A 20,951-nucleotide genomic window follows, 5' to 3' on the forward strand; every position below is an offset into this window, starting at 1 on the left:
GCGTTGACAACGGCGGCAGCAGAGCGGTGCCACAGCGAGATTCAGATGCGGCAACCGTCGTGCAACGCGCGCCGCTCCCGCCGTCCGGTGCCGGGAGGTGTGCCGGCTCTCCGGCCGACCCTCGGTCTCCGTCGACCAGGCAACCGTCCTTGAATTGGAGTTTTCGGAATGCATGCTTCACCATCCGCGCAGTGCACAGAACGCACCATCGACGACAGCGCCTGCCCGAATCTGCTGGGCGCGCTGGAGCTTGTCGGGCGACGTTGGACGGGTGGAATTCTGGCGGCCGCCGCACATGGCGCCCGGCGCCACGGAGAGTTCCGGACGATGGTCGGTGGTATCTCCGACCGCCTGCTGACCCAGCGCCTGAAGGAGTTGGCCGCCGAGGGGCTGATCGAGCGCACAGTGATGCCGACCACGCCCGTGCAGATCCGCTACAGCCTGACCCCGGACGGCCAAGCACTGCTGAGGGCACTCCAACCCCTGGTCCAGTGGATGGCCCGCCGCTCCGTCCCGGCGGGCACGGCGCAACCGCCCGCCCACCACCCCGGCTGACCGCAGGGCGGTGGCGCCACGTGTGCACCGCCGCCATGGAGCCGGGTGAAAACCCGGCGCCCCGTCTTGGACCCGGGGCCATGCCGTCTCGGTTGAAGTGCCGTCCTCGCACGCCGCACCTGTCTCCCACCCCGAGGCCATGACCCAGCTCATCGAGCGTGCGGCTGACCTGCCCTCGGTGGCCGCCCCGAGCCTCGCGCCACCGGCGGCCGTACCTGGCTGCCGATCGGCCTGGCCGCGGGCGCCACAACCCTGGGACGCGGAGGCTGCCCAGGGCGTCGGACCCAATCGAGTCGCCAGCCGGCCAGGTGGACGGGGGGACTCACTGCGTGAGCGGCCCGTGCGGGCGACGAGCGAGCGATCTTCGCCCCGAACGATCGCTACAAATATTCCTCACATTTGAGGCAGAAAACTCGATTATTTTTTTGACGCATCGTTCCACATAGGGTTCACTGGCTGACGTGGCCGGGTCGCGACCGACCGGTAGTGCGGCGCTTCCTCGGTGAGCGCCACGTCGGTCACTCACAGGCCCGGGACTCAACGAACGCCGCCCACGCACGGATGCGGCGCCGAAAGGACACAGCATGAGCAAGCAGGAATCCCGCACGCCTTCCGCATGGCGTTCACGTGTGGTCGGCGCCGCCGCCGTGGCCGCACTGCTGGCCGGCGGGGGCGCGGGCGCGGCCGCCTGGGCCTCCCAGCCCGCGTCCGCCGCGCACCACCCCGCGCAGTCCGCTGCGGCGCACAACGCGGCCACGGTGCAGCGGCTCGCCGACATCGAGGACATCCGCCAGCTGAAGGCGCGCTACTTCCGCTACATCGACAGCAAGCAGTGGTCCAAGCTGGCCGCGCTCTTCACCGCCCACCCCACCATCGACGTGGGCGTGAAGTACAGCAGCGGCAAGGACCTCGCAAAGAACACGGCGGCGCTCCTGGGGGACGCCCCCACCGCCCACCAGGGCTTCCTGCCCGAGATCCAGGTGCACGGGAACCGCGCCACGGCGATCTGGGCGATGGAGGACTACGTGAGCTTCCCCGCCGGATCCAGCTACAAGAACGGCTTCCACGGCTACGGCGAGTACCGCGACACCTATCGGCGGATCCACGGCCACTGGTACATCTCCAGCACCGTGCTGTCCCGGTTCCGGGTGGACACCGTCCCCAACTGGACACCGTCCACCGCGCCGAAGAAGTAACACCCACCACCCCTTCGGCCCGCACAGGGCCCGTCACCTCAGGAGTAACGACATGAGCACCATCGGCGTCGGCATCATCGGCGGCAGCCCGGGCGGCTGGGCCTCCATCAGCCACATCCCCGCCCTCAAGGCCCTGCCGGACTTCACACTGCGTGCCGTCAGCACCTCCCGCCGCGAGTCCGCCGAGGCGGCCGTGCGGGAATTCGGGGTGGAGGCGGCGTTCGACAACCACGCCGCCCTGCTGGCCCACCCGGGGATCGACATCGTCGTGGTGGCGGTCAAGGTCCCCCACCACCGGGAGCTCATCACGGCCGCGATCGACGCCGGCAAGACCGTCTACAGCGAATGGCCGCTGGCCCTGAACCTGGCGGATGCCACCGAGCTCACCCAGCGTGCAGACGCCGCCGGGGTGCGCACCGCCATCGGCCTGCAAGGCCGCTACCACCCCGAACTGCGCTACGCGCGCCACCTGATCCAGAACGGCAGGATCGGCCGGGTCATCGGCACTACTCTCGTCGCCTCCGGCATGGTCTGGAACGGGCAGACCACCAGGGCCCACACCTACTGGTACGACGAGACGCAGGGCGCCACCCCCCTGTCCGGCGCCGCCCTGCACGCCATCGACGCACTGAATGTCACTCTCGGGGAATTCGACCACCTGTCGGCCAACCTCGTGCGCGGCCGCACCGAGGTGACCGTCACCGACGACGGCAACACCGTGTTCCCCGTCACCGCCCCCGACCAGATCTCGGTCATCGGCACCCTCGAGAACGGCGCCGCGGCCTCGGTCTTCTACCGCGGCGGCGCCTCCCGCGGAGACAACTTCCGCTGGGAGATCAACGGCACCGACGGCGACATCGTCCTGACCGCCCCCTGGGGCAACATCCAGGTCACCGACCTCACCCTCGAAGCCGGCTTCGGCGAAGACGCCACCGTGTCCAAGCTCGAGGTGCCCGCCGAGTACTCCGCCGGTATCCCCGACGGCCTCGTCGGCCCCGCCAGGAACGTCGCCGCGCTCTACACCCACCTGGGACGCGACCTGCGCGAAGGCACCCACACAGCCCCCGACTTCACCTATGCCCACACACGCCACCGACTGATGGACGCCATCAAGGACTCGTCCCGCCAGCAGACCGCGCAGCCCCTCGGCTGACGTCGCACGCGAGACCGTTTCCCTCCTCGGGCCGCGGGCCCACCATGACGCAAAACTTTAACGAACGCTCGATATAAGATTGATTCCGCCTCTCGCCCCATGAAGCCGGGCGCCAAGCGTTCGGGCCGGGTTCGCCCGTGCCGGCGCTCGTGCCTCTCGCCGGGCTGACGCACCCTGGCAGCAGCTCAACACGGGCTGCCACGGCATGCGAACAACCGGACGTCACCGCGGATGGGGCACCTGCCATCCACGGACGACGAAGGTGTCGGCAGCGTTGCCGGCATTGCCGGCTTGGCATCCCGCCCCGCCCGGTGGGGCCGCTTTTCGGGTCAAGGCGCCGGCGGGTCTCGTGCCGGCGCCGGGGCGGCGGGGCAGCACACCTGCTGTCACCGCCGGCAGCGCCGCGTCTCTAGCAGCACACTCAACGACCACGACGGAGAAGACATATATGCACAGCTCCACGTCCCACGGCGTGCCCGGCGGGCCGGTCGAGGCCGGTCCCACGTCCGATTCGGTCGCAGCGGCGGCCGCGTTGCAGCCGCTGCTGCGGAAGCACGCCGCTCGCGGTGACCGGGACCGCGTCGTACCAGCCGAGATCGTCCATGCGCTGTCCGACGCCGGCGTCTTCCGGCTGCTGACACCGAAGCGATACGGCGGTCAGGAGGCGGATCTGCGCACCCTGACCGATGTCTCGGAGGCGCTCGGCGAAGCCGACGGCTCGGCGGCCTGGGTCGGGATGATCATTTCCGTGACGAACTGGCTGGCGTGCTTGTTTCCGGATCAGGCCCAGGAGGAGGTGTTCGGAGCCGACCCTGATGCACGGGTGACCGGTGTGGCTGCACCGACGGGCATCGGGAAGCGGGTGGCGGGCGGCTGGCGGGTCAGCGGCCGCTGGTCGTACAACTCTGGGGCGCCGTACGCGACCTGGGCGGCAGTCGGCGCACTCCTGCAGGACGAGGATGGTGCGGTCGCGGATCAGGCTCTGGTGCTGATTCCCGCCTCGGAACTGGTCATCGAGGACACCTGGCACACCGCCGGGATGCGGGGTACCGCCAGCAACACCCTCGTCGCGCGGGATGTGTTCGTCCCCGCTCACCGAATCCTTTCGGTCACGGAGGCGGCGGAGGGGGTCTACCCGCGCTCGCCCCGCGAGGAGGAGCTGTACGGCGCTTCGTTCGGCCCGATGCTGCTGCTGTGCCTGCTCGGTCCGTTGCTCGGGCTGGGCAAGGCGGCTCTGGACGTGGTGGTACGTGCTGCGGTGTCAAAGCCGCTGTCGTTCACCGTTCACAACCGGCAGGCGGACTCGGTGGGGATCCAGACGCAGGTGGCCGAGGCCGCGCTGAAGATCGAGACAGCCAGGCTTCTCACCCACCGCGCGACCTCGCAGGTCGACCAGGCGGCCGCCGCCGGTCCTCTGGAATATGCCGCGCGCTCCCACATCAGGGCCGAGGCGGGCTACGCGGCCCGCCAGATCCTCGAGGCCATCGGCATCCTGCTGGACGCGCACGGTGCCTCTGCCTTCGCCGAGGCAAACACCCTGCAGCGCATTTGGCGTGATGCGAACACCGCAGCCCGCCACGCCGGCCTGATCCCTGCCGTCGGCCTGGAGGTCTACGGCAAGACACTGCTGAATGTGAACGAGCGAGTGAGCCTCATGGTCTGACCCGGCAGCCGGAGGGGGTCTGCGCCCTGTGGGTCGGGCGCCGCCCCATCCGGCCGCGCGGCAGGCCTTGCCCGGAACGGGCCGTCCGAACCCGTTCACATGGCCGACTATGAGGCGCGGGCCGTCGCCCGGGTCCGGCCGATCGGCGAGATCCTGATCGTGGGACGCGACAAGGCCGCGAAGCGACCGAGGCTGCCGCACTCACCGCAGAGGGACACACAGCACGTGCGGCCGGTGCCGAGGAAGCCTGCGCGAGCGCCGACGTGATCGTCACCGCCACCACCGCACGGGCCGAAGACCCTCCCCTGTTCGAGGCCGAGTGGGTCCGCCCCGGCACGCACCTGTCCTGCATGGGCGCCGACGCCCCCGGAAAGCGGGAGCTGCCCCCCGCCCTGTTCGCCCGCGCGCGGGTCTTCTGCGACCTGCCCGAACAGGCACGCCGCATGGGCGAAAGCCAGCACGCACCCGAGGGCACCGTCCTCATCCCCCTCGGCGAAGTCCTCACCCAGCGTGCCCAAGGACGCACCGACCACCGTGACATCACAGTCTTCGACAGTTCCGGGATCGGGCTGCAAGACCTCTACCTGGCTCTGGCCCTCCTGAAGAAGATGGACATCTCCCTGTGACCACCACCCCCGCCCCCGCCGCACAGACCCTGATGGATCCGGACACCCCGTTCGCCGTTGTCGACGTGCACAGGAGCCTGCGCAACATCGAACGCCTGCGGGCCGGGGCCAGCCGGCTCGGGGTCACCCTGCGCCCGCACATGAAGACAGCCAAGAGCCTCGACGTCGCCGCGCTTCTGAACGACGGCAACACGTGTCCCATCACCGTCTCCACCCTCGCCGAGGCCGAGGCGTTCGCCGACGGCGGCTACACCGACATCACCTACGCCGTCGGCATCGATCCCCACAAGCTCCCCCGCGTCATCGCTCTCCTGCGGCGCGGCGTGACCGTGCGAGTCCTGCTGGACAGCATCGAGCAGGCCGTCTTCGTCGCGGAAGCCTCCGGCCAGGCCGGCCTGCCCATCCCGGCCCAGATCGAGATCGACTGCGACGGCCACCGCGGTGGTCTCAAGCCCGACGACCCCGCCCTCACCGAGGCAGGCCGCATCCTGCACGACGCGGCCTGCCTCGACGGCGTGCTCACCCACGCAGGCGAGTCGTACTTCGCCTACAGCGCCGAAGAACAGCGCCTGGCCGCACAGACGTGACATCGCGGTTGCCGCAGCCGAACGTCTCCGTGCGGCCGGTATGCCCGTGGCCTGCGTCAGCGTCGGCTCCACCCCCACCGCGCACGCGGCCGAGGACCTCACTGGGGTCACCGAACTGCGGGCCGGTAACTACATGTTCTTCGATCTGGTGATGGCCGGCCTCGACGTCTGCCAGGTGCAGGACCTCGCCCTGTCGGTGGTCGTCACCATCATCGGCCACCGCCCCGAGTACGGGTGGATAGTCACCGACGGCGGCTGGATGGCCATGTCCCGCGACCGCGGCACCGCCGCCCAGGCCCAGGACCAGGGCTACGGTCTGGTCACCGACATGGCCGGCCACCTCATCCCGAACCTGGTCATGACGGCCGCGAGCCAGGAACATGGCACCCTCACCGCCCGCGACGGCACCGACTTGCCCGACCTGCCGGTCGGCACCCGGCTGCGCATCCTGCCCAACCACGCCTGCGCCACCGCCGCCCAGCACCACGGCTACCACGTCGTCGACAGCAGCAAGGGCACGGAGCCCGCCCCGGTGATCCAAGCGCGCTGGCCCCGCATCACCGGCTGGTGACCTGCCCCGGGCAAGGGGGGCGGACCATCCACGCGGTGAGGTAGGTGAAGGCGGCCCCGGGTGAGATTGCAGCGTGCGGCGATCCCGGTGATGCACCCGGGCCGGGTCGACGTGGTCGGCACCAGGGCCCTGGTACTGCTGCGGATCATGGAGCGCACGGGCGCCCGGGAGGTCGTGGTCTCCGAGCACGACATCCTCGACGGCATCGCCCACAAAGCGGCAGAGGACGTCGAGCGGGATAAGCGCAAGGGCTGACCTGCGGCAACGCACAGAACAGGGCCCCGCCGGATCGGCAACCGGCGGGGGCCCTGTCGTCTGCCCCGCTCACAGTCGAACGTTCCGAGCGGGGCGCGGGGCGGCTCCGGTTCGCCTTCCAGGTGGGCCCGGTACGGTCAGGGTGGTCCGTCCAAAGTGCTCTGCCGGAGATGTTTTGTTTCCGGTGAAAGCCCACTCTGACCCAACCGAAAGTCGCGGGGGCTCACGCCGTACGCCGTCTTGAAGACGCGACTGAAGTGGGGTGCGCTGGGGAACCCCCACCGGTGGGCGATGGCCTCGATCGTCATGAACTGATGCACTGGCGAAGCCAGTTCCCTCCTGCATTCTTCGAGGCGCTGCGTCCTGATCCATTCACCGAGGGTGATTCCCGCTCGGGACAGGGTCAGGTAGAGCCAGCGTACGGAAACGTTGTGCTCGGCTGCGATACGCTCGGCAGTCAGATCGAGGTCTGCCAAATGGAGGCGCACGTATTCCTGAACACGCTCAAGAAGTGTGCTGTTCAGGAGCGTTCTGGCCAGGTCGTCCCCGTACAGGACCATGGTGACCACAGCCCTGATCAGGTCGACACTGGGCTCCGCGAACAGGGCGGTATCGGCTTTACCGGCAGCGCCCCGAAGACGAGCCAGTCGGGTGAAGAACGCTGCTGTGGCGCCCACGGCCGGTCGCTCCGAACTGAGTGGACCAGCCGTGATCTGATCGAGCAGGGACGGCCGCAGCCCCAGGATGTGCGTGGGAACGCTCACTAGAACTCCACGTACTGGGCCGTGGAACAAAACCTCGTAGGGCTTCGCATTGTCGAGCACCATGAGATCCCCGGCCTTTATCAGTCCGTGCCTGCCCGCCTGGTGGAACTGGGAGACCCCCGCTTCCCGGATGGAGACGAGAATCTGCGGCACCATCTCCCCGTCCACCGGGGCAGCAGTGCGCCGGATGCGGGTCACGTTCCAACCGATCTCCGAGACTTTCACCGACCCGAGCGCGCTGGTGGTCGCGTGAGCCCGCTGGCGATTCGGATCCGACGGAAGGTCCACCTCTGCGCGGCCGTTGACGACGAACCCCGAGAGTTCGCGGATCGCATTCGCTCGATCACCGGGAGTCAGCGACGCTACGTCAAGTTCATCTGCCATGCGGGCTTCCTCCTGAACCGGTCGCGGAGCCTGCATTGGACGGCGGATTCCCACCGTACTGCGGCAAATGATCCATTCTTAACGGTTTTGCTGAATTTTAAGCATGTATTCCGCTAGTACTTTTGCGGGCCGGGGGCGGCGTTGCAGTACGCCCCGAGCCGAACGGCGAGGGGCCGGGCCGTGGCGTGTTGCATCGGGCCGATTTTTCGGTGCCGGGCGGCGGATGGCTGAGCCGTCAGGAAGTCGAGATCGCCCTCGACGCGCCCGACGGCATCACCTGAGCAGGGTCTTTCCATCTGAGCGGGATCCGGAGGCGGTCGTGACACACCCGCCCCACAAAGCCTGACCACTGCCTATGTACCGGGTGCAACGCTCATTGAACACGTGACCGCGCACGGACGGCTGACCGGGGCTAGCCTGTACGCTTTCGCTGCTGTTGTGTCTCAGAAGCTGTCGGCAACGGTTGAAATGAGGTTCTGGATCAGTTTCCGTGCTCGGGCCACGGAGGGTCACCGAAGCCGCGATCATGAACGGCCATGGGTGATGTGGTCCTGGCCGACCTGTGGTGCCACCAGGTCGAGAGTGTACTGATCGAAGACGTGCTGTTGAATGGCGAGTTCGTTGTCGTACGGGCTCCCGCTGTGGCGGAGCAGGCGGGGTGTCCGGGCTGCGGCGTGGCATCGAGCCGTGTGCACAGCGGGTACGTACGGCGGCTCGCCGATCGTGAGGCCGGTGGCCGCCGTGTGGTGATCGAATTACGCGTTCGCCGTTTCCGCTGCCGCGAACAGCAGTGTCCGAAAGCGACGTTCGTCGAGCAGGTCAAGGGACTGACCTTCCGCTACGGGCGGCGAAGTATCGGCTTGCAGGCGGTGCTGGGGCAGGTGGCACTGATGCTGGCGGGCCGGGCCGGCGCCCGCCTGACCCGCGTGCTCGCGGTCACCGCAAGCAGATCCACGCTGTTGCGGTTGATACGCACGCTGCCCGATCCGGCGTTCAAGACGCCGCGAGTGCTGGGCGTGGATGAGTTCGCGCTGCGCAAGGGACATGTCTACGGCATGATCCTGGTGGACATCGAGACGCGTCGTCCGGTCGATGTGCTGTCCGACCGGTCGGTGGAGACGGTTGCCGCGTGGCTTGCCGACCATCCCGGTGTCGAGGTGATCTGCCGCGATCGGTCCCTTGCCTATGCCGAGGCCGGACAGCTCGGGGCACCGCACGCTGTCCATGCCGCTGATCGCTGGCATATCTGGCACAACCTCGTCGAGGCCGTCGAGAAGACCGTCATCGGCCACCGGGCCCTCCTGCGAGAACCCTCAGACCGGACGCCGACGGGCACCGTCCCGCCGCTGGACACCCTGGCGGCCACGTCGTCTGACGAGCCCCGTCGGTCCGGGCCGGCTCTCGGACCGCGTCCGTGAACAGCACAAAGCCGTCCGCGCTCTCCTGGGCCAAGGCCTCGGGCAGCGGGCCATCGCCCGCCGGCTCGGCCTGGCCCGCAACACCGTGAGCCACCTCGCCCACGCTGCGAGCCCAGATGAGCTGCTGGTCGGCAAGTGGACCGGCCGCACCAGCATCCTCGACCCCCACAAGCCCTACCTCCACCAGCGATGGCAGGAAGGCTGCACCAACGCCACCCAGCTGTTCCAAGAACTCCGCGAGCGCGACTACCCAGGCGGCATGACCGTGGTCAGACACTACGTTCGCCGGCTGCGCGAAGCGTTCCCTCAGGCGGCTCCGCCCCGCAAACCGCCGTCCGTTCGGGACGTGACCAGCTGGATCACCCGACACACGCCCCCCGCGGCTCGGCATCGCGGCGGGCACGGGCCTGATGGCAGCGCCAGGTCCGCTCGGGCACGCCGATCAGACGGCAGAACCCCTCGGTCGGCATGCCCGCATCGACGCGGATCACCTCGAGGTCCTCGAAGGGCCCGGCCGGCCCTCCGCGGACTACACGCACACGGGCTGTGTTTCGGCGGTCCGTTCAAGATCCCCCTGCCGCGCGCCGGTGCCCGCACCGCGACCGGGCCTCACTGGCGCACCCCGCCCAGACTCAGGCATCTGGTGGATGCGGACTGCCTGCACCACGCCCTCAGTCGGTTCCGGCCGGACCTTCCACGACCTGTACTGCGCCTTGCCGGCACGCCCGCGCTGCCCGGCACACCACCCATGCCACTACTGCCGTGATGAACCCCCGCAGGAGCGCGCACCAGCCCGAACCGACCAGTACCGAGCCCGGCGGCGACGCCCGGCTCAAGCCCCGCCGGAACGCCGACGCGCTATGCACGGCGATGGACCCAGCCCGCCATGGGCGACCGGCACGCTGCAGTCACGGTTGCCGGAAATCCGGGCCCGCCTCGGCGTGACTCCACAGGGAGAGCCGTACCTGCACGTCCCAAGGACGGGTACTCCTTCCACCCCTCGATCCGTTCTCGTACGCGGCTGCCCGTTCGACGGCCAGAAGTACCCGTGGGCCGGGCCGGTGCAGCAGGAGATGCTGTCCGCATCGTCAACGTCGTGCACACGCTCGCCGCCTGGCACACCGCTGGTGACGCACCGGACTGGGACGCGGCCCGGGCCGCGGTGCTGCATGGCGGCCCCCGGCCCACTGCCGAACAGATCCGTCAGCGGGCCAGGGAAGCAGGCGCTGAGCTGCTTACCCCGTGGACGCGCTGCCCAGTTGTGAGGAGCAAGGCCACCTGACAAAGAGACTGGCCGCAGCCGCCTCGCTACTGTGGTCACTCTCTGTGCCATGCCTACCTGCGGTTTTAGAAACCACTGGCCCCATAGATCTTCCTGGCATGCGATGCGAAGGCTCGCGGCCCCAGCACGGGCATGATGATGCGCGGCACGAGGGGAGCGCTGGCCAGCATCAGCGTGACTACCGCCGGTTCGGCAAGAGAAGCCAGCATGCCGAACACGATGGGCAGCTTCTTCTTGGGAAGGCCGTTGATGGCATGGTCTCCCAGCTCGTGCCACTCGGCCGCGGTGATGTACCGGTCGACGATGGGCAGCACCTCCGCCTCCTCGACGGCCAAGTGCGCTGTCAGTTCCTCACCGAGCGCCCGCAGCGCCGCAGCGAGCTGGTCGCGGTCGGATGCGGCGGCATTCCTTCTCCACCGCACAAGACTGGAGGAGCATGTGGAGATCAGGCCGTCGATCTGAGTGTGCTGCTCTTCCATGAGCGCCAACGTCGGGGCCACATCCTGCGTCGCCCGCGCTATGAGCTTCGGCCACAGCAGCTCGTCCTCGCCCTTGTGATGCAGGTGCAAAAACTCCTTGATCAACTCGATATGGTCTGCCACAACGGCGGCCCTGGCCGTGTCGCCAGGGGAGACGGCCAGGACGAGGCCGGGCATCTTGCCGTAGGCCCTGCGGAAGGCTTCATGGACGACGAGCATGTCGCGGATGTCGGCGCGGCCGTGGGCGTTGGTCATTGTTTTCCTTCGGGTGTCAGCAGCGTCTGATCGGCCTGCATGCCGGCCAAGGGAGGCGCCCAGGTCGACCGCAGCCGCATTCGGGATATCAGGGGATTACAGCGCTCGGGTGTGGACGGAACCGCGATGGAGTTCAGCCCCCCCCTCTGAGCCAGATGACAGGGCGCGAGTGCGCGCGAGGCCTGCACGCTTCTGGGATGTGGGGGCAGGCTCGCTGCGAACAATCGTCTCTACGCTCGTCCACCGCTCAGGCACCTGCCACCCGGCCACGCGAGTGGCAGAAAGTGTGCAGCAGTTGGAGTAGGCCGCGGGCACGTCGGTCTTCCCCACCACGACGGCCAGTGGCCTTTCCCTCCACCGGTCGTCGGCAACCCCGATGACGGCTGCTTCCGCGACCGCGGAGTACACCATGAGGCCCTTCTCCACTTCGACGGAGGACCACTCATCACCGGACTGGGTCACATCCTTGACCTCGTCCGTGAGGGTGAGATACCCATCCGGGCGCACCGGCCGAGGTCCCCGGTGCGCAGCCAGCCGTCCAAGCTGAACTTGTCCTCGAGGACAGGTTGTCGGCGCCTGCGCCGCCAAAGCAGGAGCCCGCGATCCACGAGCGGCGCGCCTCCAACTCCCGTACCGCCTTGCCATCGTGGGCAAGTACTTCACCCTCGGTGCCAAGCAACCTGGCCTGCACCGACACCGGGAAACAGCCCTGCGTGATGCGGTACGCCTATTCATACTCATGATCGAGTCCGGCCGGTGGAACTGCCAGAAAGCCGTCATGCCCACGCGTGATCAGTCGCATCCCGCGACGCTTTTCGAAGTTCCTCGTGAGCGGACGGAGGGCAGGCCGAACCGCATACGAAGAAGGCCCGCCGACTGCTCACATCCCGTGGCCGGGCGTCGAGCTCGCTCAGCAGGGCTGTCCCGATGCCGGGGGCCGCCCCAGCCGGCGCGGGCCGGCCCTGCGCGATCATCTCCGCCAAAGCAGCAGGCTGCATCCCACGAGCTGTGCCGCGTGATGGAGAATACGGCCCGCTGCGGTCAGTGCCCGCTCCTGGTCACGAAATGTCTGTCGAGCGGCTCAACGCGTCCCAGGTGACCATGTCGGACAGCAGGGCCTCGTGGTGCTCACGCATGGCGTCGACCGCATCACTGCCGAGTACGAGACGGAGGGGCGGGTTCTCGGCGTCGAGCACATCGAGAATGGCCGCCGCGGCCTTCGCAGGGTCACCCGGTTCATTGCCCTGCACTCCCGCGACCATCTGGCGGAGGCCACCCGAAGTCGCGGCGTAGGCCGGGTTCTCAGGAGCCAGGACCATGTTCTTGGTGATCTTGGTGCGGAACATGCCGGGCTCCACAATCAGTACCCGAATGCCCAAAGGCGCCAGCTCACTCGACAGCGACTCGCTGAGGGCCTCAACCGCGTGTTTCGACGCGTCGTAGCCGCCCAGCCCCGGGTATGTCATCCGGCCGCCCTGGGAGCTCATCTGCACGATCGTCCCGCTGCCCTGCTCGCGCATCATGGGGACCACCGCCTTGGTGACCTCCGCCGTACCGAAGAAGTTGACCTCCATCAGCGATCGAAGCTGCTCCATCGAGGTTTCCTCGACGGCGCCGAGCATGGTGAACCCGGCGTTGTTCACCAGGACGTCGATGCGGCCGAACACGCCCTGCGTCGCCTTCACCGCGGCCTGGATGGATGCCGGATCCGTCACGTCCAGTGCCGCCGAGCTGACGCGGTCACCGCCGGCCTGCACGAGGTCGGCGAGCGCTTCCGGGCGGCGCGCGGTCGCCATGACCCGGTCACCGGCGGCCAGCGCTGCCAGCGCGATCTCTCGGCCGAACCCGGTCGAGCAGCCCGTGATCAGCCAGACGCGGCCTTGCGTGTCGTTCGTCATTCGCATGCCTTTCAAAGGGGTGTTTACCGAGATCAATCGTTGTCTCGACACCTAGCGCCGTCCAACATCGGCTACCTGTCGCAGCTGTAGGCTCTACCTGTGACCCCTGATCTCCGACAGTTGAGAACTTCGTAGCCGTCGCCGAGGAGTCCAGCCACACGCGGGCAGCGAGCTGCTGATGATCAGCCGGCAGTTCCGGGCGCGGCAGATCACCTTGCTGGAGTGCATGGCCGGGTGTGAAGCACTTCGACCGTGCATCCGGGCACCAGGCTGAGCACTGTCGGCGTCCTGCCGGTTGATCGATCGCTCGACGGTGTTGCGTTTCTTGTAGCGGTCTTCGCCGATGCCGGGTGACCGTCTGCTACGTGAGCCTTTGCGTAGGCGGGCGGCTTGCCTGTCGGTCTTCTCCGGGATGGTGTGCCGGATGCCCCCGCGCCACAGGTATTGGCGGCAGGGGCCGTTGCTGTAGGCCCTGTCCCACACCACTGTCGGGTTTCTTGCGGTGTCTGCCCGGTCTGATTCTGGCGCCTGCCGCGTCGACGCCGTCGGAGCCGTCCTGCCTGGGGCTTCGTGGCAGCGTTGCCGCACGCACTGGAGCCGTAAAGAATCAAAGTGTTGTCGCGGCCAGGAGGTCGGCTACGGAGCGGTATCGGGTGGTTCCCGGTGGTGGCAGGTGGCCGCCTCGTTGGAGGAGGGGCCGCAGTTCGCGGACGACGTTGCCGATGGAGGACCTGCTCACGTCGCCCAAGGCGTCGGCGATGACGTCCAGGGTGCACAGTTTCCGCAGGTAAATGAGGGCGATGACGACGCGCTCGTGGTTACCGAGTTTCTGTGGGAAGACGCCTTTGCGGTTGCCTGGCTGGGTTCACCGCCACGGCGCTCGTAGGACACGCGCTCGGTCTGGGCGATTTGACGGGGCGCCATGCGGCTGATCAGTGTGCGGAGATCGGGGCGTGACATGCCGGTCAGTTCCGGGTGGGACAACTTGTTGATGATCTCGGTGCGGGTAGGTTGCTGGTCGCTGTCGAGGAAAGCCTGCAAGGCGGGAGCGGTGGGGAGGCGGACCGGGGCGGTGCCGGGGACGTGGCCGAGGTTCTCCAGGACCTCACGGGTCTCATGGATGTGGCTGGCGCTGCAGGTCGCGGTGACTTCCAGCAGGTCGGCGAGCACGTTCATCGAGCAGACCTGTCGCTGATAGAGCAGGGTGAGCAGGAGCCGGGCCGAGTCGTCGAAGAGCGGTTTGTGCCGTAGCTTTCCGGTGGCTCGGCGGGCTCGTCCGCCGCGTTGTTCGCTGAATCGTTGCTGGGTGCGGGCGGCCTGAGCGGAGGCGAGTGTGACAGTCAGGTGTTCCAGTTGTTCGGCGGAAAGGCCGGTCAGCCGCTCGTTGGCCAGTTTGGCGAGCATCGTCTGACGGCGCTGGGCGGGACCTACGGCCTCGCCGACCGGGTCCGGGAGGAGGGTGTCGCCGGCAATCTGGGGGTGGAGGGTGTAGTTCCACGGTCCGTGGACGGCATGGTGCTCCAGCGGCAAGGCTGCGAAGCGGTCCTTACTGATAGCGATCCCGGTGGGGTAGTCACCGGTGTCCAGCACTGCTTCAACACGCAGGCCGGTGCGGGTGCGCGTCGCGGCGATGGTCTGGATCACCACGTCGTGGCTGGTCAGCGGGCGCCCGCGCCAGTTGTGGGTGATGTGCGAGAACAGCCGGTGCTCGATCTTGTTCCACTTGGAGGTGCCCGGCGGGAAGTGGCAGACCGTGATCGCAAGCCCGGTTTCGGCGGCCGACGCGGCCAGCTCGCTTTTCCATACCCGGTAGCGGTAGCCGTTGGAGCCGCCTGCGTCGGCGGTGATCAGTAGCCGGGTCGCAGTCGGGTAGTCCTGGCTGCCGCGGGCGGTCCACCAGCGCGGATGGACTCCACCGCGAAGACGGAGGTGTCGTTGTCGATGCCGACGTTGACCCAGCCGGTGTTGCGGTCAAGGTCGTAAATCCCGTACGGGATCGCCTGCTCGACACCCGGGCAGCTGAAGAAGAAGTGGTGGTCCTCGACCTGGACCGGATCGCCCTTCGGGCGCCACTCCCGCCCGGCCATGGGCATCCGCCCGATCTGCTCGCGCTTCTTGGTGTCCACCTGATCACCGGCTCACCCGCCGCCTGATGGGCCTTGACCTGCTCATTGAGATACCGGAACTGGGCGTCCCGGGTCCGGGTGCTGGATGCCTTCCAGGGTCTTGGCGTTGCCTTGCAGGCTGAAGCCCGCCTGCCTGAGCAGACGGCCCACGGTCGGCGCGGACACCCGAAACCCCTGCCCGGCCAGCTCGTCCGCCAGGTGACGCAACGACTTGGTCGTCCACCGCAGCGGAGACTGCGGATCACCCCGCTCGTCCGGCTCGACCAGCGCCATCAGGGGCGCCACCAGCCCGTGTTCGACCGCCTCGGCCCGTCACCGCGTGGCCGTCAATACACCACTCCAACGGACGTGACCAACGCGGGCCAAGCTGGCTACGGGGAGGGCTCAGGTGGTCAGGTAGGTCCAGGTCTCTACGTGACGAAATCCCAGTGACTCATAAATGGGCCGGGACATGGGCGAGTTCTGCGTGAACGCGAGCTTGGCGCCGGCTTGGCGGGCATCGTGCAGGCGCGTCAGCACGAGGGCGCGGTAGTAGCCGCTACCGCGGTGCTGAGGAGGGACCGAGCCGTTGAACAGGCCGACCCGGTCTCCCATGAGAACGTTGAAGCCGGTTGCTACGGTCGCACCGTCCCGCTCAACAACGTAGCCAGCCATGCCAGGACCGTCGAGCATCGCGGGGGCTGCCATTACGGCTGCGACTTCGGCAGGCATTCCAAAGCCCTGCACAAGTGCGTCGGCGTAGCCGCGCCGGTCCGACCCGGAGAGCGTGCGGACCACGGCCCCTTCAGGCAGCTGCGGCGCAGGCAGGGTGATGTCCTCTTCCAGAGCAAGCAGGGGCAGCCGGATGGTGTTTGCCAGTCCGTACCTCGCAGCGAAGGCGGCTACCTCCGCAGACGGCTCGCCTCGCACCTGTACCGACCAGGGCAGCTGCCCGCCCGCCAGCTCTCCGGCAAGTTCCGCGGCTTCCACGAAGTCCGGTTCAGCTTCGAAGCTCAGTCCGTTCAGTGTCGGAATCGGTATGGCACTGACCAACAGCAGCGTCCCACTGGCCCCTTGGCGCATGTACGCCCCGGGAATCACCCCGACCAGCCTCTCGAATACCTCGAAGAATCCCTCAACAACCTGGTCTGAATGCATCCTATTCATTCCCGCACTCCAACAGTCTCTGCCATCTCTTCCGACCGACATGCACCACATCTCAACGGTGTTCAAATATTCCCGGTCGAGGTCGCCGAAACAATGCGCGTCGATTTTTTTCCGCTGGAAATCCGCCGGAGGATTCGGCCGAATCGCCCGGACCTCCAACTTCTCACGACGACCACCGACGGGGGCCAGTCAGATATTGATCGTTTTGTGCTCAACGTATTCACTGAGGCCCGCCGAGCCAAATTCTCGCCCGATACCGCTGGCCTTGTAGCCGCCGAAAGGGCCTTCAAAGCTCACCGGCGCGGCGTTCACCATGAAGAATCCGGTACGGATTCGGCGGGCGATGTCAACACCGTGGTCGGTGTCAGCCGTCCAAACACCGCCGCCGAGGCCGTAGGGCGAGTCGTTGGCGATCCTGATCGCGTCCTCCTCGTCCTCGTAAGGGATCACCACGAGAACGGGACCGAAGATCTCCTCCTGAGCGATCCGCATGTGGTTGTCGACGTCGGCGAACAGGGTGGGCTTGACGTAGTTGCCGCCCTCCAGTCCTTCCGGCACATCCGCTCCGCCGGTGACCAGGCGGGCACCCTCCGCGACACCCAGCTCGATGTACGACCGGACCCGCCGCTGCTGGTCCGCCCTGACCATTGGGCCAACGAAGGTGGTTGCATCAGCGGGATCTCCCACCACGAGATTTTCCACTGTCACCTTGAGCGCTGCGACGACTTCCTCGTAACGGCCTCTCGGAGCGAGGACTCGGGTGTGCGCCTGGCAGTTTTCCGCATTGTTGGCGAACGAGGCGAACTTGATGCCGTCCGTGACGGCGGAGAGGTCCGCGTCCTCAAGGATGATCGTGGCCGACTTACCGCCCAGCTCCAAGCTGACCCGCTTGAGCTGTTCGCCCGCGATGGCTGCGATCCGCCGTCCGGCAGCCGTGGATCCGGTGAAGGAAATCTTGTCGACGTCAGGGTGGGCGACCAGATACTCGCTGGTCTCGCGGTCCGCGGGCATGATGCTGACCACGCCCTCGGGAAATCCCGCCTCTGCGATGATCTCTGCCAGCATGAACACGCTCAGGGAGTTCTCCGGTGAGGCTTTGAGGATGACCGTGTTGCCGGCCAGCAGGGCTGGGACGAGCTTGGTCAGTGCCGACTGATGGGGAGCGTTCCACGGGATGACGGCGGCGACCACCCCAATGGGCTCCCGGCGTACCAAGCCCTTGGCCACACCGGAGGGGTCGAGAGCTTCCTCCCATCCGAAGGCCGCCGCGGCACGCAAGTAGGCGTCTGTCTGGCCGGCGAGCGCGGTCTGGAGGTAGCTGGTGAACCAGATAGGGGCGCCCCGCTCCGCGCTGATCAGTCTGGCGGCTTCGGCAGCTCGCGCCGCGTGAAGCTCGTTGAAGCGGGCGACCAGGTCCTGCCGCTCCTGAGGGGTGGTCAGCGGCCACGGCCCGTGGTCGAAGGCGTTCCGAGCGGCGGCCACTGCCTTGTCGACATCGGGTGAGGTGGCCTGCACGGCACGTCCGACCAAGGACTGGTCGTGCGGTGAACGAATGTCGAGCAACTCGGCTGAGCTGGGCTTCACCCACTCGCCGCCGATGAAGAGTTTGTCATAGATGATCACGTTGGCACACTTTCTGAGCCTCAGGCTCAAAGCAGTTGGGGGGCTATCGATTTGAGGCGGTGGGTAGCCGCCTTGTCATTTGAACGGTCAGGTCCTGAGGTTGGAGCATTTCCACGGGTCCGCACGCCGAAAGCGCGGGACCACGGCTGGCCGCGCAGGGTTTGCGGGTCGATACCGGCTCGTGCCGTGGTGTGGAGGATCAGCGCCCGGTCGCGCCTCACAGATTGACTGCCGGGTATGCCGGCGGTGCTGCCATGAGCGGGTGGAAGTTGTCGCCCCAGGGACGCTGGGCGGGCTGGGCCCCGGGGTCAGGAGTGTGAGGTTCGGCTGTCGACCCAGTCGATGATCAGTGCGCGATCGTCGAATTGCCAGGTGTCTTCGACGCGGACGAATACGTCGACGTATCGGATTGCCATCACCATGAGTGTGCGTTCGCCCTCTTGCTCCGAGAGGTGATGTGCAAGGCAGTAGGTTTCGCCGGTGGCACGATCGCCGTCCACGTCGATCGTGCTTTGACCGTTGAGGTGGGTCGTCGCAGTGTGGTTTTTCAGACTTTCAAAGGCGTTCTGGAGTTCGGTGCGTCCGTTCAGCTCCACGTCCGGCGAAGTCGTCGCGGGGTCGCCGGAGTAGGTCGCGAGATGGGCGTTCTTCGTGAACAGTGCAGCTTGCCGTGCGGGTTCGCGTCGGTCGGCGTGGTGGGAGTAGGCGTCGACGAGTTCGCGGATCGCGATCCGGTCGCTGAGTTCTTGAGGAGTGCGAAGAATCATGGTGCGACTTTCTTGTGTAACGGTTGACGGGCAGAAGCGTGTGGCGCTTCCTGAGGCTCGGTTCGACGCGGGGAGCAGACGCTGCTCGCGCGGCAGGGCTGGTGGCCGGCGTTCCACGCTCGATACGCGTTTGCTGCCGTTGCCGCACGGGCACCAGGGGCCGCAAAGCGCACTGGCCATGATCCAGCGAGCTGCGATGTGGCCGTGGCCACAAGGGACCGGCGAGGTGGCTGAGCAGGCCCGGCAATCGGAGAGTGACGTGGCGGCCCTGGTCACGACCGGAATGTCGAGCGGCTGAGGGGCTCCCAGGTTGCGATGTCGGCTGCCGAACACGGACAGTGTTGCCGTGACCGCGGCAGGATGGAGCCGGGTCCCTATGGAGCCGGGTCCCTTACGTTCAGCATCACTGTGCTGACACCATCACCGCCGGTGTGCGCAAAGTCGGCAAGCCTTTCCGACAGCGTGCAGTGACCATCCCCCGGTCGCCGGAGGCCGGTGTTGCCAGGGCGATCTCCCGGCCGAATCCCACCGAGCAGCCCGTGATCGACCAGCCCTTCCTGTGTGCCGCGTGTCATTCCTGTGTCCTTCAATCCGGCATTCACCGAGGTCAATGGTTGTCTCGGGGCCTCGTGGCCGTCCAACACCGATTACCTGTCGCGGTTGTAAGCTCTTCCTGTGACACCTGATCTTCGGCAGCTGAGATACTTCGTCGCCGTCGCCGAGGAGTCCAGCTACACGCGTGCCGCCGAGCGCCTCATGATCAGCCAGCAGTCCCTTTCCCAGCAGATAAGCCTGCTGGAGCGCATGCTGGGCGTGAAGCTCTTCGACCGCGGCACCCGGGGCACCAGCCTGACCCCGGTCGGAGCCCTCTTCCTTCCTGAAGCCCGCGCGGTACTGGACCGGGCCGACGAAGCCATCGACGTCGTGGCACGGGCAGCGCGCGGCGAGATCGGCACCCTGCGTCTCGCCTTCCTCGCCACCACGACGAACCACCTGCTCCCGCCGGTGGTCCGGGCCGTACGACAACGCCTGCCGAGTCTGACGTTGACGACCGAGGAGACCACGATCGCACCTCTGGTCGACGGCCTGCTCAAGGGACGCTACGACGTCGCATTCACCCGGCCTCCGCTGGTGGACGGCCTGAAGACGAGGACGCTGGTGGTCGAGCCGGTGTGCGCGGTCCTGCCCGAGGACCATCCACTCGCGGGGCGCACGGAACTGGCCTTGGGGGAACTGGCGGACGAACGCTGGGTGCTGACACCACGCAGCTCGTGGGAACCCTGGCACCAGGCATTCGACAGCTCCTTCCGTACGGCCGGCTTCACCCCCGACGTCGTTCATCGGGACACGAGCGTGCAAGGGCTCCTCGGCCTCGTGGCGGCCGGCGTCGGGGTGACGCGCCTGGCCCGGTCAGCAAGCAGTCTTCGCCGCACAGGTGTCGTGTTCGTACCGCTGACCGGAGAGTTCGCCCCCACTGAGATGGTCTGGTCGCCCGGAAACACGTCACCCGCATTGAGCGGGCTACTGCGCGTAGTCACGGAGATGGCCGCTTCCACCGACCTCACCGAGTCCGGCTGACCGGCGCGCAGTGCCGGTGGCTGACGTGGATTCCACGTCCGGTGCAGGCGCGCACCACCGGATCACACGCGCTCAGCTGGCCGGGGAGACCCGTGGTCGCCGATCAGCCGGATTGCCGCCCGCTACGGGCTGGACGCCGCGGCGCTGTTGAGGTGAAACCTCAACCCGTACTCACATCACGAAATTGGTGAAGACGTAGGCCGGTGCCATCTCGGCCGGCTGCGCGGGCCAGCCCATCGGGGACTGCTCGCCGAACTGCGTGGCGGGGATGAGGTGGGTCCACACCGAGCCGGGAGCGACGGCGTTGACGCGTATCCCCTTGGACGCGACCATCTGCGCCAGTCGGGAAAGTGTAGCCTTGCACGTCCGTGCTGGTGAAGCGGTGGCCATGACCACAGGTGCATTCGTAGATGCCGCTGGCGCGGACCTTCTCGCCGGGGCGATGCATGCGGGTCTTCTCGTCCATGTGACCTCCTCGCCGGCCAGGGTCTGAGCGGAGCAGACCCCGGCCTGCAAGGCGCTGACCGCCGAGAGGGGGAGCTCTCGGGGAGCCGCCCGAGCGGGGGGCGAAACGGGCGGCTCCAGCAAGTCGCCTTACCCCGCACACGTCGCCGAAACGCCCGGG

The 20,951-nt window shown here is 67.5% G+C and carries 13 protein-coding genes and 5 pseudogenes; 9 read left to right on the forward strand and 9 right to left on the reverse strand.

The features are described from left to right. The first annotated feature begins 168 nt into the window (after positions 1 to 168). The 7 genes and pseudogenes from OIE69_RS01390 to OIE69_RS01420 form a co-directional block, all read left to right on the forward strand. Positions 169 to 555 (forward strand): winged helix-turn-helix transcriptional regulator, encoded by a 387-nt coding sequence (locus tag OIE69_RS01390; RefSeq protein ID WP_326570089.1) that lies wholly within the window; start codon positions 169 to 171, stop codon positions 553 to 555. Positions 556 to 1,139: 584 nt separating this feature from the next. After that, entirely contained in the window at positions 1,140 to 1,751 is a 612-nt protein-coding gene (locus tag OIE69_RS01395) for a nuclear transport factor 2 family protein (protein ID WP_326570090.1), read from the forward strand. A 52-nt stretch (positions 1,752 to 1,803) separates the two neighbouring features. Next, positions 1,804 to 2,904, forward strand: a complete 1,101-nt coding sequence (locus OIE69_RS01400) for a Gfo/Idh/MocA family protein (RefSeq protein WP_326570091.1) — start codon at positions 1,804 to 1,806, stop codon at positions 2,902 to 2,904. A 448-nt stretch (positions 2,905 to 3,352) separates the two neighbouring features. After that, positions 3,353 to 4,567, forward strand: coding sequence for an acyl-CoA dehydrogenase family protein (locus tag OIE69_RS01405; RefSeq protein ID WP_326570092.1), 1,215 nt, complete (start codon positions 3,353 to 3,355; stop codon positions 4,565 to 4,567). Between the two features lie 239 nt (positions 4,568 to 4,806). Further along, positions 4,807 to 5,193: pseudogene (locus OIE69_RS01410) on the forward strand (ornithine cyclodeaminase family protein); the annotation flags it as partial. A gap of 32 nt (positions 5,194 to 5,225) precedes the next feature. Then, positions 5,226 to 6,351: pseudogene (locus tag OIE69_RS01415) on the forward strand (DSD1 family PLP-dependent enzyme). Between the two features lie 69 nt (positions 6,352 to 6,420). Further along, positions 6,421 to 6,606 (forward strand): annotated as a pseudogene (locus OIE69_RS01420) (exopolyphosphatase); the annotation flags it as partial. 137 nt (positions 6,607 to 6,743) lie between these two features. Here OIE69_RS01420 and OIE69_RS01425 read toward each other — a convergent pair. After that, complete coding sequence (locus tag OIE69_RS01425; RefSeq protein WP_326570093.1) at positions 6,744 to 7,754, reverse strand: helix-turn-helix domain-containing protein; 1,011 nt, start codon at positions 7,752 to 7,754, stop codon at positions 6,744 to 6,746. Positions 7,755 to 8,290: 536 nt separating this feature from the next. Here OIE69_RS01425 and OIE69_RS01430 point away from each other — a divergent pair. Continuing rightward, complete coding sequence (locus tag OIE69_RS01430) at positions 8,291 to 9,172, forward strand: ISL3 family transposase (RefSeq protein ID WP_326570094.1); 882 nt, start codon at positions 8,291 to 8,293, stop codon at positions 9,170 to 9,172. 1,347 nt (positions 9,173 to 10,519) lie between these two features. On the opposite strand, the gene OIE69_RS01435 is transcribed toward OIE69_RS01430, so the two are convergent. The 7 genes and pseudogenes from OIE69_RS01435 to OIE69_RS01460 form a co-directional block, all read right to left on the reverse strand. Then, on the reverse strand, positions 10,520 to 11,188 hold the full coding sequence (locus tag OIE69_RS01435) for a hemerythrin domain-containing protein (RefSeq protein ID WP_326570095.1): 669 nt from the start codon (positions 11,186 to 11,188) through the stop codon (positions 10,520 to 10,522). A 96-nt stretch (positions 11,189 to 11,284) separates the two neighbouring features. Continuing rightward, the gene (locus tag OIE69_RS44690) at positions 11,285 to 11,968 is read right to left on the reverse strand and encodes an AMP-binding enzyme (RefSeq protein WP_392567441.1); all 684 of its coding nucleotides are present in this window, start codon (positions 11,966 to 11,968) and stop codon (positions 11,285 to 11,287) included. A gap of 278 nt (positions 11,969 to 12,246) precedes the next feature. Beyond that, entirely contained in the window at positions 12,247 to 13,086 is an 840-nt protein-coding gene (locus tag OIE69_RS01440) for an oxidoreductase (protein WP_326570096.1), read from the reverse strand. A 735-nt stretch (positions 13,087 to 13,821) separates the two neighbouring features. Further along, a pseudogene (locus OIE69_RS01445) lies at positions 13,822 to 15,485 on the reverse strand (ISAzo13 family transposase). A 111-nt stretch (positions 15,486 to 15,596) separates the two neighbouring features. Next, positions 15,597 to 16,349, reverse strand: coding sequence for a hypothetical protein (locus OIE69_RS01450; protein WP_326570097.1), 753 nt, complete (start codon positions 16,347 to 16,349; stop codon positions 15,597 to 15,599). Positions 16,350 to 16,547: 198 nt separating this feature from the next. After that, on the reverse strand, positions 16,548 to 17,981 hold the full coding sequence (locus OIE69_RS01455; protein ID WP_326570098.1) for an aldehyde dehydrogenase: 1,434 nt from the start codon (positions 17,979 to 17,981) through the stop codon (positions 16,548 to 16,550). A 308-nt stretch (positions 17,982 to 18,289) separates the two neighbouring features. Continuing rightward, positions 18,290 to 18,748: a nuclear transport factor 2 family protein gene (locus OIE69_RS01460; protein WP_326570099.1), complete on the reverse strand. Its 459-nt coding sequence runs from the start codon at positions 18,746 to 18,748 to the stop codon at positions 18,290 to 18,292. 675 nt (positions 18,749 to 19,423) lie between these two features. Here OIE69_RS01460 and OIE69_RS01465 point away from each other — a divergent pair. Then, entirely contained in the window at positions 19,424 to 20,326 is a 903-nt protein-coding gene (locus OIE69_RS01465; RefSeq protein WP_326570100.1) for a LysR family transcriptional regulator, read from the forward strand. 189 nt (positions 20,327 to 20,515) lie between these two features. Here OIE69_RS01465 and OIE69_RS01470 read toward each other — a convergent pair. Next, positions 20,516 to 20,668, reverse strand: a pseudogene (locus OIE69_RS01470) (SDR family oxidoreductase); the annotation flags it as partial. Between the last annotated feature and the right edge of the window lie 283 nt (positions 20,669 to 20,951).

The organism is Actinacidiphila glaucinigra (assembly GCF_035918135.1).
Lineage (GTDB): Bacteria > Actinomycetota > Actinomycetes > Streptomycetales > Streptomycetaceae > Actinacidiphila > Actinacidiphila glaucinigra.